At 43.7% G+C, this 17,504-nt stretch carries 15 protein-coding genes and 1 other RNA gene; 2 read left to right on the top strand and 14 right to left on the bottom strand.

Annotation, left to right across the window (positions count from 1 at the left end):
* The 14 genes from ACESZH_RS10100 to ACESZH_RS10035 form a co-directional block, all read right to left on the bottom strand.
* On the bottom strand, nt 1–1,185 hold the full coding sequence (locus tag ACESZH_RS10100; RefSeq protein WP_373215208.1) for an acetyl-CoA C-acyltransferase: 1,185 nt from the start codon (nt 1,183–1,185) through the stop codon (nt 1–3).
* A gap of 15 nt (nt 1,186–1,200) precedes the next feature.
* Nucleotides 1,201–1,593 carry a VOC family protein gene (locus tag ACESZH_RS10095; RefSeq protein WP_373215362.1) on the bottom strand — a complete coding sequence of 131 codons (393 nt, stop codon included), beginning with the start codon at nt 1,591–1,593 and terminating at the stop codon, nt 1,201–1,203.
* Nucleotides 1,594–1,598: 5 nt separating this feature from the next.
* Nucleotides 1,599–2,561: a 3-hydroxyacyl-CoA dehydrogenase family protein gene (locus ACESZH_RS10090; RefSeq protein ID WP_373215211.1), complete on the bottom strand. Its 963-nt coding sequence runs from the start codon at nt 2,559–2,561 to the stop codon at nt 1,599–1,601.
* Nucleotides 2,562–2,597: 36 nt separating this feature from the next.
* A complete protein-coding gene (locus ACESZH_RS10085) occupies nt 2,598–3,305 on the bottom strand; it encodes an ABC transporter ATP-binding protein (protein WP_373215214.1) in 708 nt (235 codons plus the stop codon).
* Complete coding sequence (locus ACESZH_RS10080; RefSeq protein ID WP_373215216.1) at nt 3,289–4,023, bottom strand: ABC transporter ATP-binding protein; 735 nt, start codon at nt 4,021–4,023, stop codon at nt 3,289–3,291. Before ACESZH_RS10080 ends, ACESZH_RS10085 begins: the two co-directional genes overlap by 17 nt.
* Nucleotides 4,023–5,021 carry a branched-chain amino acid ABC transporter permease gene (locus tag ACESZH_RS10075; protein ID WP_373215218.1) on the bottom strand — a complete coding sequence of 333 codons (999 nt, stop codon included), beginning with the start codon at nt 5,019–5,021 and terminating at the stop codon, nt 4,023–4,025. Before ACESZH_RS10075 ends, ACESZH_RS10080 begins: the two co-directional genes overlap by 1 nt.
* Nucleotides 5,018–5,896 carry a branched-chain amino acid ABC transporter permease gene (locus tag ACESZH_RS10070; RefSeq protein ID WP_373215220.1) on the bottom strand — a complete coding sequence of 293 codons (879 nt, stop codon included), beginning with the start codon at nt 5,894–5,896 and terminating at the stop codon, nt 5,018–5,020. The genes ACESZH_RS10075 and ACESZH_RS10070 overlap by 4 nt, the downstream gene beginning before the upstream one ends.
* Nucleotides 5,897–5,974: 78 nt before the next feature.
* Nucleotides 5,975–7,240, bottom strand: a complete 1,266-nt coding sequence (locus tag ACESZH_RS10065) for an ABC transporter substrate-binding protein (RefSeq protein ID WP_373219898.1) — start codon at nt 7,238–7,240, stop codon at nt 5,975–5,977.
* Nucleotides 7,241–7,262: 22 nt separating this feature from the next.
* On the bottom strand, nt 7,263–8,117 hold the full coding sequence (locus tag ACESZH_RS10060; protein ID WP_373215223.1) for a 3-hydroxyacyl-CoA dehydrogenase family protein: 855 nt from the start codon (nt 8,115–8,117) through the stop codon (nt 7,263–7,265).
* A gap of 4 nt (nt 8,118–8,121) precedes the next feature.
* A complete protein-coding gene (locus ACESZH_RS10055) occupies nt 8,122–9,714 on the bottom strand; it encodes an acyl CoA:acetate/3-ketoacid CoA transferase (RefSeq protein ID WP_373215225.1) in 1,593 nt (530 codons plus the stop codon).
* A gap of 21 nt (nt 9,715–9,735) precedes the next feature.
* Complete coding sequence (locus ACESZH_RS10050) at nt 9,736–11,322, bottom strand: class I adenylate-forming enzyme family protein (protein ID WP_373215227.1); 1,587 nt, start codon at nt 11,320–11,322, stop codon at nt 9,736–9,738.
* 14 nt (nt 11,323–11,336) lie between these two features.
* Complete coding sequence (locus tag ACESZH_RS10045) at nt 11,337–12,476, bottom strand: glycerate kinase (protein WP_373215228.1); 1,140 nt, start codon at nt 12,474–12,476, stop codon at nt 11,337–11,339.
* Between the two features lie 490 nt (nt 12,477–12,966).
* On the bottom strand, nt 12,967–14,349 hold the full coding sequence (locus ACESZH_RS10040) for an alanine/glycine:cation symporter family protein (RefSeq protein WP_373215230.1): 1,383 nt from the start codon (nt 14,347–14,349) through the stop codon (nt 12,967–12,969).
* A 262-nt stretch (nt 14,350–14,611) separates the two neighbouring features.
* Nucleotides 14,612–15,784, bottom strand: a complete 1,173-nt coding sequence (locus ACESZH_RS10035) for a CdaR family transcriptional regulator (RefSeq protein WP_373215233.1) — start codon at nt 15,782–15,784, stop codon at nt 14,612–14,614.
* 348 nt (nt 15,785–16,132) lie between these two features.
* Here ACESZH_RS10035 and ACESZH_RS10030 point away from each other — a divergent pair, with 348 nt between their 5' ends.
* Nucleotides 16,133–16,891, top strand: coding sequence for an SDR family NAD(P)-dependent oxidoreductase (locus tag ACESZH_RS10030; RefSeq protein ID WP_373215236.1), 759 nt, complete (start codon nt 16,133–16,135; stop codon nt 16,889–16,891).
* 223 nt (nt 16,892–17,114) lie between these two features.
* Nucleotides 17,115–17,464: a transfer-messenger RNA gene (ssrA, locus tag ACESZH_RS10025) on the top strand.
* Nucleotides 17,465–17,504: the final 40 nt, after the last annotated feature.

Raw genomic sequence — 17,504 nt, 5'->3', positions numbered from 1 at the left:
CTATTTCTCAAAGTACATAGAAATTCCCTGTCCGCCGCCAATGCACATGCTGATCATGGCATTCTTTTTGTCTGTACGCATCAGCTCATAAAGCACCTTTACCGTTAAAATACATCCGGTAGCCCCGATAGGATGTCCAATGGAAATTCCGCCACCGTAAATATTAACCTTATTCTCGTCAAGACCCAGGTCGCGGGTTACTGCAAATGCCTGGCTTGCAAAAGCCTCATTAATTTCAAACATATCAATGTCTTTCAGATTCAGACCAAGCTGCTTTGCAAGCTTTTCACTGGAAAATTTCGGTGAATATCCCATAAGCTCTGCGTCAAAACCTGCTACTGCGTAACCTTTAATGGTAAGCTTTGGAACCACTCCAAGCTCCTCAGCCTTTTCTCTGGACATTACCACAACAGCGGCGGCGGCGTCATTCAGGCTGGAAGAATTTCCGGCTGTTACGGTTCCGCCCTTTACGAAGCAGGGACGTAATCTTTCCAGTTTTTCCATTGTCTGTCCTTCTCTTGGACCTTCATCGGTATCAAAAACCGTTACATTTCCTTTTCTGTCCTTTATTTCTACAGGTACGATCTCGTCCTTGAATTTTCCTTCTTTAATTGCTGCGCATGCCCTTTGATGACTTCTCATGGCAAAAGCATCCTGCTCTTCTCTGGAAACATGATAGGTGTTTGCAACGTTCTCCGCAGTCACGCCATTATGGTTTCCGTCCAACGGCCAGGTAAGAATGTCAATAACACCATCTTCAAATACCTTGTGCCCCATTCTTGCTCCCCATCTTGCATCTTTTACATAATAAGGAAGCTGGGATATATTTTCTGCGCCTGCAGCGACTACCACATCCGCATATCCGGTCTGAATCTCCATCACTGCGTCTGCGATAGCCTGGAGGCTGGAACCGCACTGACGGTTTACAGAATATGCAGTTGTCTCTTTTGGCATGCCGGCCTTCAGGCTGATTGCCCTTGCAACAAAACCATTTTCAGCGATCTGGCCTACCTGTCCTACGATCACCTCATTCACGTCAGAGGGCTGGATTCCGGCCCGGTTCACTGCTTCCTTTACAACTAAGGCTCCCAGATCAATGGCTGACACATTTTTTAAGCTTCCTCCAAAAGAACCTACTGCAGTTCTGCATCCGCTCACGATCACTACATCCTTTAATCCATTCATGTCATGTACCTCCTATCACTTCACCTGCTGTACAAATTCCACCAGTACTCCAAATCCGTAACGTGGCCGTAAAAAATTCACAATGATTCCGCCTGCGCCCGGTACTGCTGCATCCTCCAGCATTTCCAGTCCTTTTTCCTCAAATTCCTGTCTGGCCTTTTCCACATCTTCCACTTCAAATGCAATGTGGTGAAGACCACCCTTTCCGCCCCGGTATTCTGTCAGCACACCCTCTGTAGGGATGATCAGCTCTACCGGTGATTCATTCTGTGTGTATTTTGTAAAAAGACAATGCGCATGATAGGCATCCACGTACTCCATATAATCCGTTTCAAGCCCAAATTGCTCCATAAATGCTTCTGCCTTTTCCATTGTGGGCATGATAATTCCCACATGATGTAATCTCATTGGTTTCAATTCCTTTCCTCCTGCATCTCACAAAACTTTTCCGGAATATTCCATGAAAAACATTTCAGATACGGAGCTTTAACCCGCTCCTTTAGATCCTCCACATCACGGTCATTCCAAAAATAAGTTCCCTGTCCGCTTTTTACCCCGTAATGCCCATTATCACATTTCTCTCTGACATAACTCTGGGCCTCCCCGGTGCTGCACAGATCAGGGTAGAGATAATCGCTGATATCTCTGGCCAGATCCAAACCGCAGTTATCAAAATGCTCAAAAATCCCAATGGCTGTATATCGTGGTGCAAAGCTATATTTCAGCACCCTGTCCACATCCCGCGGCTCTGCGATTCCCTGTTCCACAATATGTATTGCTTCTCTTAACATGGCATACTGGAGCCGGTTTGCAATAAACCCGGGAGCATCTTTTTTTATAACAACCACTTCTCTGTTCAGATTTTCAAGAAAATCTTTCAATATTTCCAGACTCTGTGCTGAAGTGTAAGCATTCGGTACAACCTCTACACAGGGAATCAGGTGAGGAGGATAAAAGGGATGTGCTACAAGAACCTTATCCTCCATACCGCTGGCAACAGCCAGTTCCCTGGATGAAATTGCAGAGCTTGTGGAAACTGCCACTAAAAGTCCTGGACAGAATGTCCGGAGATTTGCAAATACTTCCCGCTTGGTCTCCAGGTTTTCTGCCACACATTCAAAAGCAATGTCCACCTCTTCTAATTCTTCATAGGAGGAAGTAATGTGTAGATATGAGGCGCAGATTTCCTTTTGTTCTTCCTCTAGCAATCCATCCTCCACAAGCCCTGCAAGAATCTGATCATATTGTTCTTTTCTTTCCTTTTGTCTGCTTCTGGTATATAAAAACGTTTCCACACCATTCCCGGTGAGCAGTGCACACATACTGATACCGATCATCCCTGCACCAACTACCGCTGCTTTTTTAACGTTTTCCATAGCGTTCTCCCATTCCGTATGGTTAAGCTTTTACCATTAGATACCCAGATATGCTGCCTGGATCTTTTCATCTGCCAGCAGGTCTGCCGCTTTGCCTTCCATTACGATATGTCCTGTCTCCAGAACATATCCTCTGTCCGCTACAGACAGAGCCTGCTTCAGGTTCTGCTCTACGATCAGAATACTCACACCCTGCTTTGCAACAGTGGAAATGATTCCAAACATATCCTTCACAACAATAGGAGCAAGTCCCAATGACGGCTCATCCAGCATCAGAAGCTTCGGATTGATCATCAAAGCTCTTGCGATAGCCAGCATCTGCTGCTCACCGCCGCTTAAGGAGCCTGCCATCTGGTTCTGGCGTTCCTTCAGAATCGGGAACATCTCATAGGATTTTTGGATATTTTTTTCCATATCTGCCCGAGCATCCTTCGGATAAGCTCCCATAACAAGATTTTCCCGCACACTCAGGCTTCCGAGGATTCCTCGTCCCTGTGGGATATGTGCTATCTTGTGATCTGCTTTCTCATAGGATTTGATACTCATCAAATCCTCCCCCTGATAGGTAATGCTTCCGGATTTGATCGGCTCCAGTCCGGAAAGGATCCGAAGAAGTGTTGTTTTCCCGGCACCGTTGGAACCAACCAGAGATACAACCTCTCCTTCATCCACGTGCATTGATACGTTAAACAGGACCTGCAGGTCACCATAGCCGGCACACAAGTCTTTAATTTCCAACAGCATCGTCTTCACCTCCCAAATATGCAGCAATTACCTCCGGATCATTCAATACCTCACGTGGTTCTCCTTCGCAAAGCAGTTGTCCCTGGTTTAATACGATCGCTCTTGTGCATACCGACACAACCGCCTTCATAACATGCTCGATAAAGAGAACTGTGATTCCTTCTTTATTGATCGTCCTGACAAGGTCAAGGCTGGATTCCATTTCAGACGGGTTCAAGCCTGCCATAACCTCATCCATCATAATGATCTTGGGTTTTGTCGCCATACAGCGGGCCAGATCCATCCATTTTCTTTTCTCAATTGACAATTTTCCACTCTTTATGTCTTTTAAATCATAAAGTTTTGTCAGGTTCAGAATTTCATCCGTCAATTCTGCTGCCTGTGCTTTTGAATTCTTCTGCAGTGCGATGGTATAAATATTGTCATATACCGACAAATTTGAAAACGGTTTCGGAGTCTGGAAGGTTCTCTCAATTCCCAATTTCGCACGTTCCGCAATACTCATTTTTGTAGGAATTTCTTTCCCGTCAAATACGATCGTTCCCTTATTCTGAATATACACACCGGAAATCATGTTGACCGTAGTAGACTTTCCGGAACCATTCGGCCCGATGAGCGCTAAGATCTCACCCTGGTCAATGTGAAAGTTAAGGTTCTGAACCGCCTTGATACCTCCGAAAGAAATAGACAAATCGGTTACTTCCAGTAATCTTCCCATTATGCCCCCTCCTTTTTCCGTCTGAAGCGAATGCCTGAAGTTTTGTTTACAGTATTATCCTTATGGAAGAATCCGATGATGCCTTCCGGTTTAAAGATGATAACAACCATAAGCAGGATGCCGTATACCATCTGGCTTCCGCCTGCCGCACCGAATAAAACGCTGGTAAACTCAATCAGAAGGCTGACTACGAAACCACCGATAACCGGTCCCCAAAGGCTTGCAACACCACCAACAATGGCAACTACGCCGATTTTCATGGATAAGTCAAAGCTTGCCGTACTGGTGGGAGCGATATAAGTCAGGAATGATGCATAGAAACATCCAACAACAGAGGCCATAACAGCACTCAACTGGAAAGCTCTTAATTTAACTTTGAAGGTTTCAATTCCAAGGGATTCTGCCGCAGTTTCATCACCCTTGATAGCGCTTAAGTAGTAGCCTGTTTTTGATTTTGTAAACTTAAAGGTTACAAAAACTACCAAAAGCATAATAATCAGTGCAATATAGTAAAATGGTATGTCATTTGCAAAGGTCAGTGCCCAGAAATCATTTTTGCGGTATGTAACATACATTCCGGCAGCACCCTTGGTATAGGTATCGAAATGCTGGATCAATACACGGATTGCCTCGCCGCAGGCGATGGTCGCAATGGAAAAATATGGTCCGTGAAGGCGGAAGGTCGAATATCCCACTACCGTTGCAATCAGCACTGCAACTACCATTCCCACAGGAATAGAAACAAACGGGGACCATCCTAATTCTGCATTCAGAATAAAGTTTGAATATGCACCGACTGCAATAAAGGATGCCTCACACCAGCATACCTGTCCGCCATATCCGCCGATAATATTCCAGCAGCCTGCCATTGCAGCAAAAAACATACAGTTTACAAGGATAGAAATAATGTAGTTTCCGGTTGTAACCGCAGGTATCAGAAGAGCGATCACCAGCAGCACGTAAGCCGGGATGTATTTTTTCTGTAAATATTTATTCATGCTCGACGCTCTCCTTTCCCAAAGAATCCCTGAGGCCTTAAGTAAAGTACGATCAGAAGTGCCAGGCAAATACCCACAGGACCTAAATCATTGGAAATCAGTCCGGTTACTAATGCCTCGATAACGCCAATGGTAAGACCGCCTACCAATGCTCCTTTAATATCTCCCAAGCCGCCGATAATAACTGCAATATAGGCAGTGGTACGGAACATATGACCAGAGGTTGGAGTTACATAATACAATGGTGTAAGCAGAAGTCCTGATAAGCCGGCAAATATTACACCGATCATAAATGCGATTGTAAATGTTTTCTTTGTATTAATTCCGAGCATCTGAGCAACCTCCGGTTTCTCTGCTGTCGCTCTCATAGCCCGTCCAAGAGTAGTCTTATTTAACAGCGTATAAACGCCGAATACCAGTATGATCATGGCAACGAATGCGATCAGTCGCGGTAAACCGATGCTGTAATCACCAATCAGTATAGAAGATGTTTTAATTGAAGAAGGAACAGATTTCGGATCTGCACCAAATACAAATTCTGCCAGATTCTGTAAGAAATACGACAGACCTAATGTAACAAGAATAAAGGATGTATCATCAGACCCCAGCAAAGGTCTTACTATTATTTTAAAAATCACCCACGCAAGAGCGCCCATGCAGATTACTACAAAAGGAATTGCCCAGTAGCAGTTTAATCCCGTCACGGAATAGAAAATCCAGGTAAAATACATACCCCAAACCAACTGTGCGCAGGCGGAGAAATCTACCATTTTCATAACTCCAAAGATAATCGTGATACCAACGCCGAACAGTGCGTAAACACCTCCGGCCAGGATGCCGCTTATCAGGGATTGGAAAAATACCCACGTCATCATGTCTCGTAACCTCCTTTAAGTAATACGGGATGTATCGCCGGAAACAGCAATACATCCCGTATGTATTCCTATTTCGCCTTATTTCTGCATAGCCTTCAGGTCATCAGTCATCTGGAACTCTGCGCCAGCTTCGGTATCCGGGAATACGCAATTTGTTCTGTAAACATCGTCTTCGCCCTTCTGCCACTGAACGATTACAGCATGAGCGTTATTGTTGGAACCAGTTTCATCGAAAGAAATTGCTCCGCCAGGTGTAGCAGCTTCACAGGTAAGAGCACGGAGCGCATCAGCAACTGCTGCATGATCTGTTGTTCCTGCGTTTTCAAGAGCCTGTGCCATCAGATAAATTGCACTAAATGCGGAAGTACTCTGCTCCGGCATAAAGTATCCGTATTTTTCCTCAAACTGTGCGCCGATATCAGCGATCTCTGCGTTATTTGTAATCGTCTGGACATCATAGTTATGTCCGCTTACAGAAACAACGCCGTCAACCAGTTCGCCAAGCTCCTCGCCAAAGGACGGATAAAGGAATCCACCGCCGCCGCCGATGATCAGCGGGCTATAGTTCATACTCTTCATAGTGTTGAATAACAGCTTCGCATCCTGTGTATAGCAGGTTGGGAATACAACCTCGCAGCCTGCCTTTTTCAGTCCGACCACGATGTTTGTAAGGTCGGAAGAACCTGCGGTAAAGGACTCATTATAAGCGATCTCCAGACCGGATCCGTTTGCGGAAGAACTTTCAATCGCATTCACAGCACCGGATGTATTGGAGATACCCCACTCCGTATCCTCATATACGATACCAACCTTTGTGATGCCAAGATTGTATTCTTCGTTTAACCACTCCAGGAACTTAACCTGATATTCAGCAAAACTTCCACCTGTGGAACCGAAACGGAATGCATACTGATATCCCTGGTTTGTAATGGACTCAGAAACCTGTGCTGTTAAGAACGGCATCTGGTTTTTCTCAAATACCGGAAGCATCGGAAGTACAAAAGAACTGGATGCAGCGCCTGTTACTGCCACGATATCCGGATTCTCGTTGATCAAACGTTCTGCAACTGCTTTGGACTGGTCCGCGTCAGACTGATTATCATAGGCAACAAGTTCCAGCTTTGCTCCGCCCAGTGACTGGATTCCACCATTATCATTGATGTAATCTACTGCAAACTGGCATCCGTCAACGTTAAACACACCCTGATCCGCATTGTTGCCGGTGATCGGGAACACGCATCCTACTTTAATGGTTTCTGCTTCCTCTGCTGATACTACGGCTGACATTGACATGACTGCCAGTAAACCTGCCATTGCGCCTGCGAATAATTTTTTACACCTCATGTTTTACCCTCCTATGTATTTCTTATTTTTTTGTATAATCGTAAAAACCTTTTCCCGTTTTTCTTCCTAAAAGATGAGCATTAACCATCTTCTTCAGAAGTGGACACGGCCTGTATTTCGGATCTCCCAAATCCTCATACATCTGTGTCATAACTGCCAATACAGTGTCAAGACCTGCAAAATCAGTTAATTCAAGAGGTCCCATCGGGAAGTTTGCTCCCAGCTTCATGGATGCATCCACAGCCTTAGGATCATTCCCTTCCATTACAAGGAAAATAGCCTCGTTCTGCATCGGAACCAACATTCTGTTTACCAGGAAACCGGATGTATCCGGTGCTTTAATTGCTTCTTTTCCAATCTGTTCTGCAAAAGCAAGTGCCTTTTTCTCAGTCTCATCACTGGTAAGAATTCCCGGTATTACCTCCAGAAGTTTCATTGCTGGCGGCGGAACAAAGAAATGTGTTCCGATTACGCGGTCAGGATGTTTTGTTGCCCCTGCGATCTTGGTAATGGAAATTGTAGAAGTATTAGTTGCCATAACAGCATTCTCATTCATAATCTCGTCAAGCTGCGCAAATATCTTCAGCTTGATCGGAACATTTTCAGTTGCTGCCTCAATTACTAGGTCTGCATCTGCTCCGTCCTGATAGCTTCCGCTTGTTGTCAGGAGCGATATCGCCTTATCTTTTACCTCTTGAGAAATCTTTCCTTTCTCAATCTTCCTCTGCAGAAAATGGTCAATTTTTGCTTTTCCATTGTCTGCAAGTTCCTTTGAGATATCAGTAAGTACGGTTTGGATGCCATGCTCAATGCAAACCTGCGCAATGCCGCTTCCCATAATGCCGGCTCCCACCACCATTACTTTCTTAATACTCATTCAACTACCTCCTTTTCTTATTTATTAATATCTCCTTCAACCCGGACCATTTTTCAAGATAGATCCGTGTATCCGTATATTTGAGATCTTCAGCAATTAAAGGTTTGAAATCCATCTGATCCAAAACATCCTTCTGGAGGTCAATACCTTTTGCAATTTCTATAAGCATCGGACCCTCCGGGGTAAGCCGGAATACAGCACGTTCCGTCACATACACCATGTTCTGGTTCATCTCACCGGCAATTTTGCCATTATATGAAATCTGCTGTACTTTCTTAACCATTTTGCGGATTTTACCTTCTTCTATTATGTGCATTCCACTTTCATCAAAGGAAACTTTCAGTCCTTTTCCTGTAAAAGTAGAACAGAAAATTACATTTTTTGCCCTGGCCGTAATATCAATAAATCCTCCGGCTCCAGGCGCTTTGTCTCCCATTTTTGTAGCGTTTACATTTCCCTTTTCATCCATCTCTCCGGCGCCCATAAAGGTATAATCAATTCCGGCACCGTTGTAGTATTCAAACTGTCTGTCATGAGGAATGAGTGCCTGCGCATTTTTGGAAATTCCAAAATCAATTCCTCCGGCCGGTACGCCGCCATATATTCCGGACTCTACGGTTATGGTAATATCATCCCCGATTTCTTCCTCTGCAATGATCGCTCCGATCACATCGTTAGGAATTCCAGTTCCCACATTAATTATCATATCCGGCTCCAGTTCCATCATGGCTCTTCTTCCAATTACCTTACGGACAGTAAGCGGAATCGGTTCTTCGCCAGCTTCTGGTGCCAGTGCCTGACCGCTGTAAGACGGATCATAATACCAGGAAGAAGTCTGTCTGTGGTTCTGGATCGGATTATCACAAAGCACAACTGCATCAACAAGCACCCCCGGAACAATAACATCTTTCGGGCTGATGGTTCCGGCCTTTACAATATTTTTCACCTGACAGATAACCTGACCGCCAAAGCGCTTTGTAGCCATAACAGCCGGAAGCAGTTCCAGCACCATCGCCTCTTCCTGGGTAGATATATTGCCGTTTTCATCTGCATATGTACCACGGATCAGCAGTGTATCAATAGGAATTTCCTTATAGCGGAGATATTCCTCACCGTCAATGGTTACTACATCTACAATATCTTCCAGCGGCTTTGTTCTGTCATTCATTTTTCCGCCTTCGATTCTTGGATCAATAAACGTTCCCAGCCCTATCTTGCTGATCTTTCCAGGTTCACGAAGTGCCATGCTGTGGAACATATTTGCCATCTGTCCCTGTGGAAGATTATATGCTTCAATCTTGTTAGCAGAGATCAGCTCCATCATTCTTGGGCAAAGGCCCCAATGTCCGCCAATTACTCTCTTTGTCATACCCTCATTCGCCATATGGTAAACAGCTCCAGCACTTCTGTCCGATTGCCCGCAGGTATGCACATAAGTAAGCTGATTCGGAGTTCCGGTCTCTAAAAAGCTGTTTTCCAGTTCCTTTAAAATCGTCTCACAGGCAGAAACCATGGTCATTCCAATCGTGCAAAGAGTCGTTCCGCTTTTAATTCTTGAAACTGCCTCTTTCGCAGTGATAAATTCCGGTTTTCTCATCTTTTCCTCCTTATTTCCGTTTTATGATCCAGACTTTTTATTTAATATCTCTTCAAATATCTCACGCAGTCTTTTTTTTCTTACTTTTCCGTTTCCCGTAAGGGGGATATCCTCTTTTTTCCAGATTTCCAGATACTGCGGAAGTTCAAACTTTCCAATTCTCTTTGGAAGATCTTTTTGTATTTCCTCCAAAGAAATTCTGCAATTTTCCTTCTCTACCAAAATAGCCGCCGGAACCTCCCCAAGTAATTCGTCGCTTACCGGAAATACGATAGCCTCGTCTACTCCTTCGTACCGGAGCAAAGCAGTTTCGATTGATGAGGGAAATAGCTTTTCCCCTCCCCGGTTGATCACATCCTTGATTCTGTCCAGTATATAGATATCACCATTCTTTTCTTTTCTGACAATATCTCCTGTATGAAGTCTCAGCGGATCCTCCGGAGTTCTTCCCCAAATCTTTGTGGTAACAACCGGACCTTCGCAAATTGCCTCACCTTCGCCGTAATCCATAAGCAGCCCTGTTTTTTCATCCAAAATGGACAATCTGCAATTCGGCACTTCTTTTCCCGGCATTCCATGCTCAAAAGAAAGGACACCTGATCCTGCTGTTTCTGTCAGACCATAAGCAATACGGAAGGAAGCACTGGGTACCATCCTGTAAAACTTTTCCTTATATTCTTCACTGATAATGGCTCCGCCGCAAACCGCGATCCGCCATGAGCTTAGATCGTATTTTCTTGTTGCTTCCTGCATCATTTTGATATAAACGGCAGGTACGGAATGAAAATGTGTAGCACGGTATTTTTCCATTGCTTCAAGTGCCTTATTCGCATCAAATCTCTCAAATACCACCATTGTTCCTCCCATATTGAGAAACGTATTGGATACACAGCTTAAAGCCAGAATGTGAAATACAGGGACCGAAATAACCGTAATATCATTTTCATTTAATCCCAGAACATCCCGGTATCCGTAAGCAGTCCCCATGATGTTCTGGTGCGATACCATAATTCCCTTTGGTTTACCGGTGGTACCTGACGTGTGCATGATCACAGCCGTCAGATCATCCTTCTGAACAGCTTCCGCATGTTCCGCTGCAAGGCCATCCGCAGTGTCAAATATATTTTCCATGGATGTCATTTGCACATCCGGAATTCTTTTGTCTGTACTAACTTCTGTTATGATGCGGTCAATTTTCAGATCAGTTATGATTCCCGAAATTTTTTCCAACCACCGCTCATTTGTAATTAAGCAATGTGTTCCTGTATCTCCAAGAGTAAACGCGATTTCCTCGCTCTGCATCTTTGTGTTCACCAGGACTGCAATAGCTCCCAGCTTCATCACAGCATAAAATGCAATATAAAAATCAATGCTGTTTACGAACAAAAGCCCTACTCTATCGCCCTGCTTTATCCTGAATTTTCCCATCAGATAATCTGCTAATACATCTGTTTTTTCCCTTAGCCTGCTATAAGTGATTTTTCTTTTTTCTTCGATCACTGCAATTTTATCCGGAAACTTTTCTGATGACTTCCTTAACGCGTCGTAGAGATTTTTAATGTCTGCCGGATAAATATTTTCTATCTTCTTCTCATCTGAATTCTGCATACGACCACCAACTGTCAAGACATTTCCTGTCCGATTTTTATAGTGCGCATCACACGTTCTACCGCATTTTCCACCAGGATATCTGCGTTACGGAGTGCCTCCTCCAATGGCATCGGTTTACAAACCGCAGCCTCCATCGATGTCACACCCTCTTCGTAAATAATCTCTGCTCCGTATTCAATAGAACCCGATACTGCAATCACCGGAACACCATTTTCCTTTGCAGCCTTGGAGATTCCAGAAATCACTTTTCCAAAAGCTGATTGTCTGTCAATTTTTCCTTCACCTGAGATGACCAGATCTGCCCATTTTAATTTTTCTTTAAAATTAGAAGCTTCAAGAATTGCCTCTATTCCTGATTTCACTTTTGCTCCTGTAAAGGCAACCAATCCGGCTCCAAGTCCGCCAGCCGCTCCGGCTCCAGGCATATCTATCAGATCCATGTTCAATTGTTCTTTTATCACCCCGGCAAAATGTCTCAGGCCATCGTCAAGTTCTTTCACCTGTTCCGGCGTAGCGCCTTTCTGCGGACCATATATGGCAGATGCACCAAGCTCACCGCAAAGAGGATTACTCACATCGCTCATTACAATGATTTCTTTTTCTTTCAGCCTTGCATCTACATTAGAAATATCAATTTTCACCACACGTTTCAGTTCTCTTCCGCCAAATCCAACTTCCTTTCCTTCTGCATCCAGAAAAGAAAATCCCAATGCCTGAGCCATACCCAGCCCGCCGTCATTTGTAGCAGAGCCGCCGATTCCTATGTAAATCCGTTTACAATCCTCTCCCAAAGCCGCCCGGATCAGCTCACCTGTTCCATAGGTTGTAGCGTGCATCACATCCCGCTCTGCCCGCGGAACAAGCGGAAGTCCCGATGCTGCAGCCATTTCCAAAACGACATTTTTCCCTGGCAGCAATCCATATTTTGCCCGAACTCTATTCCCATTTGGAGCCGTAACTTCAACGCTCCGATACTCTCCACCCATGCTGCTGACCATAGCCTCTACGGTACCTTCCCCGCCGTCTGCAGCAGGCACACACATGAATTCTGCATCCGGAAAGACTTTCTTGACTCCTTTTTTAATCTGTTCCGCAACCTGCAACGTGGTCAGGCTTCCCTTATATGAATCAGAAGCTAACAATAATTTCACTAAAAACTTCTCCTTTCCGCTCGCAAGTTATTGTGAATAACGCACAATTTTTATATGTTTTTTCCTTTATTCATATACGTTTTAACTAATATAGATTGTATAAAAATCAATACTTCTTTACAATATTACATATACCAAATTAATTAATTTATTTTGGTTTTATGTAACATATCCTGTTTGCCAATAAAAAAGTGTGCGCCTTGGCGCACACTCGCGCCGAAGCGCGGTTGCGCCAGCAACCATATTCCTCTTGCGCGAACACATATTACACTTAGCGAGGTATTTTCGAGCTTAGTGTAATAGCGTACACAGTAGTGCGCATCCCGCAGCGTAAGCTGCGTTTTTTATGCTATAGAAAGTTTGACAAGTTTCCATTCAGAACAAAATGGAGTACTATCCTATAGCATAAAAAGGACTGGTGTTTTTAACACCAGTCCCTAGAGCGTGTTTGAAAAATGCTTCATCTTCATCAGATTTATATTTTAACTTTTCACTTATCAATTACCGGAATCTCCGTATCGTCTTTTGCATCCAGATTGTTAATGTATTTTTTCGTTTCTTTCACGATCACGTTAGAGAGCAGCAGCACTGCTACAAGGTTCGGAATCGCCATCAATGCGTTTAAGATATCCGCAATCGTCCAAACCAGATTCAAAGAAACAACCGGCGCAATTGCAGCAATCACAATATAGACAACGCGGTAAGGAATCAGTCCCTTTTTCCCTGCAAAGTATTCAACACAGCGCTCACCGTAATATGCCCATCCAAGAACCGTTGAGTATGCAAACGAAATAATACCCACGACAAGAATAACAGGTCCCAGTACAGGAATCTGTGAAAATGCCAGTGTGGTTAATATACCTCCATCTGAAATAGCCCCCATGTCAATAGATGGGTTCTTCATAATGCTGGTAACAAGAACAAGACCTGTCATAAGGCAAACAACTACTGTATCCCAGAATGTGCCCGTACTGGAAACAAGTGCCTGACGAACAGGATTCCTCGTCTGTGCGGCGGCCGCTGCAATGGGCGCAGAACCCATACCTGATTCATTTGAAAACAGTCCCCTTGCAATACCATACTGCATTGCCATCATAATCCCTCTCCCCACAAGACCGCCTGCTGCTGCACCAGGTGTAAATGCCAGCTTACAGATCGTCTGAATAGCAGGAATTATAAAGTTAAAGTTGATTCCTAAGATGACGATACATCCCAACACATAAAACACAGCCATAAAAGGAACCAGTTTTTCGCATACATTAGCAATTGCTTTGATTCCGCCAAAAATCACAAGCGCTGTTAAAACCGCTACCGCAATGCCAATAAGCGCCGGGGCTATACCAAGATTTTCTTTGCACACAGTTGCAATAGCATTTACCTGTGTGGCACATCCGATTCCAAAAGAAGCGAATGCACCGAAAAACGCAAAAATCAACCCAAGCCATTTCATATTCAGCCCACGTTCAAGGGCATACATTGCTCCGCCCTGCATACGCCCATCTCTTGTTTTCACACGGTATTTTACCGCAATGAGAGATTCACTGTATTTTGTTGCAATTCCGAATACACCGGTAAGCCAGCACCACAGAACTGCCCCGGGGCCTCCTATGGCAATTGCAGTTCCCACGCCGATAATATTACCAGTGCCAATGGTGGAGGCCAGCGCTGTAGTCAATGCGCCAAACTGACTGACTTCTCCTTCTGCATCCGGATCTTTTAAAACCGATAGACGGATTCCTGTTCCTATTTTTCTTTGGATAAATCCTGTGCGGATAGTCATAAAAATGTGTGTTCCCAGCAAAAGGATAATCATCCACCATCCCCACACCATACCATCAATCTGGTTGATCACATTTGTTACTGATTCTAACATACCTAAATGCTTCCTCCCTTACCCTGTGTTTGATTGGAATCAGGAAACGCAATTGAAAGCAAAATCGTCATTTTGCCATATAGTGAAACAAAAAAGGTGTACTGCGATACCCCAAACGCTGTACACCTTTGTACATCTGTTATATTTCCCTCATCCCAACTAATAAATTAAAGTTATTATACAGGATAATACACTTAATTGCAAGAAATATTTTTCGTAAATTAAAGTGATAATTTATCAACGCTGCATTGATACACGCAGTTCACTCCGTATTTCCATTGTAATCAAATTCATAGATCAGCATTGCTATATAAAGTGGAATGGATTCTTTTATAATTCTCGGATCATATCCGGTAATATCCTTCAGTCTTGTAAGACGATACTGCAAAGTGTTTTTATGAATATAGCAATCTTCTGCCGTCTTAGTGATAGAACCATTATTTTCCGTATAACACCTGAGAAGCTGTACCCATTTCAGAATTTCGCTGTCCTGGCAATCTTTAAAAATCCTTTTCACAAACATTTCCCGGTCATGTCTGGAAATATTTTGCAGCAGCAGCTCCATGTCCGCATCGCTATACAGTTTGATCTTTCTGTTCTTCATACGCATGGCAAGATTGCAGGCCGTATTTGCCTCCCGGTAAGATCGTCTGATTTCAAGACGATTGGTTCCTGCTGTTCCAATCCCGCAATACACATTGCTATCATACTGTTTTTCAATCCCCTTAGCCATTTCTCCTACTGTTCTCATTACCTCTATGGTATCAGAACTATGGAAAAAAATAACCAGCTTTGTACCAATCTGAGAAAACAAATGCTGGGAATCATGTTTCAGATATCGTTTAATTTCTTTGCTGATTATTTCATATCTCTTCTGTTCTATCTCTGCCTCATGCTGTCCCTGATCTGACTTTTTGCTTTCAATTCCCATTACAACTACAACCCGGTTCAAATTAATATCAATCCCCAGCAGCCTGCCTCTAAGGTTAATATTTTCATCCGTATCGGTTTCGTCCTCATTCGTAAAAAGCCAACTGAAAATAAAATTATTTTTCATATTTTCCATTGTCTTTTTCTGATTATTTTGGTAATTGTCCATAATCAATATTTTGGTCATTTTCTGGATGATCTTCCCCAGTGTCTGAACCTCTTCTTTTTCTCCGGTTATTCCAACTACACCCACGATTTCCCCTTCTATAATAATAGGGAGATTAATTCCATTTTTTGCTCCCGCATACTCGTCCTGGTCACAGATAACAAGTTCATCCAGCTTTTCATTAATTACCTGTTGTGCTCCGGAATGATAATTTCCGATTCTGGACGGGTCGGAACTGGCAATTATACAGCCTTTTTCATCCATAATATTAATATTCTTCTGTATAGTGTCTTCCAGCTCTTCTACAATATTCTGCATCTGCTTTACAGATATAATCATCGCACCACCTCTATTCCATTAAGCACCTTCCCAACATCCCGTACACCTATTTAATAAATTATAAGCAAATATTTTTCACACAACAATGTCTTTCGTAACAAATTTCCTCTATATTTTTGAGTAATTATACTATATTTAAAATTTCGAACTATTTTTTGTCCAATTTTGTCAAATAGTTTGATTATTATTTTCACACCTTCTAAGATTTTAAAATAATATGCCGCATGTTTCTCACTTTCCTTTATTTATTATTTCCTTTCAGATTCGAAATATTATTTGTTTCATATATTTCCATAATTGATGTCAGAAAACTTTTTTTGTATAATAAGTTAAAAAAGGAGAGATAGCATGAATTTTACATTAGATAGAAAGAAAGCTCTGGTCACCGGCGGCGGCAGCGGTTTATGCAAGGGAATCGCTGAGGGGCTGCATGAAGCAGGTGCAGAAGTAGTACTCCTTGGATCCTCCTCCAAAGCTTTTGACGCAGCCAGGGAGATGGGGCAAAGCGGACCTTCCGTGTATGGTGTGCAGGCAGATCTTCAGGACAAGAACCAGATTGAGGCCGGATATCAAAAAGCATTGGAATATCTTGACGGACGTTTAGACATTCTGGTGAATGGAGCTGGTATACAATATCGCTGCGATGCATTGGACTTTCCCGCTGAACAGTGGGAGAAAATCATCCGTATCAATCTGAGCGCGGTCTTTTATATGTCTCAACTGGCGGCTGCCAAGATGAAAAAACAGGGAGGCGGAAAAATAATCAATATCGCCTCTATGACCTCCTTTTTCGGCAGCGTGCGGATACCTGCATATACTGCCAGTAAAGGCGCTGTAGCACAATTGACGAAAGCGCTCTCCAATGAATGGGCTTGTTACGGGATTTGCGTAAATGCCATTGCTCCCGGATATATGGCTACCGCCCTCACTGCCGAATTAAAGGAAAAAAATCCCGGTCAGTACAAGGAGATCAGCAGCCGTATTCCAATGGGACGTTGGGGGACTGCTGAAGATCTGAAAGGAATCAGTGTTTTTCTTGCCAGCGAGGAGTCCAATTACATTACCGGAGCTGTCATTCCCGTAGATGGGGGGTATTTAGGGAAATAGGCATTCATTACATTTTTGCCGCGCCGGATGCATATCCCGAAGCAATAAATCCCCCCTGCATCCGTGCGCATCATTCGCGCAGTGCTTTTTTATATCATAGGAACTTTTAGTATTTTTTTACAGGCTTGACACCTCACAGGAATACCGCTATAATGATTCAAGAAAAGCCGCACAAATGCTTTTCTCTTCGTCTGCGTACCAGACACCTGTCTATTCATCATTAGGGCTTGTACTGGTTTCGACGGGGGTTTTGAAGTTGTGGAAGCCATCCGCAGTCTCCCGAACTGCGTAATAACGGGAAATTCTAAATATAAACGCTGACGATCAGTTAGTAATGGCAGCCTAAGTGCTGCCCGTCAGTCCTGGTGCACTCACACATCAGGTTCCTGGCGTCGACTATGTGAGAAACCTTGCCGGTTAAGCTTTGTCCCGGCAGATGTATCATGAAGCTACTGAAGCAGTAAGCCTGTCGGTGGGCGTGCTGTAGAGGGAATGTTAATTCAGCGACTGTGATGGGAGATGCCTCAAGGGATAGACTTTCGGACGCGGGTTCAATTCCCGCCAGGTCCACTTGTTGGATTAGCTCTGAAGCCTGGAATTACCAGGCTTCAGA

This window comes from Ruminococcus sp. 5_1_39BFAA (assembly GCF_964240875.1).
GTDB lineage: Bacteria > Bacillota > Clostridia > Lachnospirales > Lachnospiraceae > Blautia_A.
This window is presented reverse-complemented; position numbering and strand designations above follow the sequence as displayed.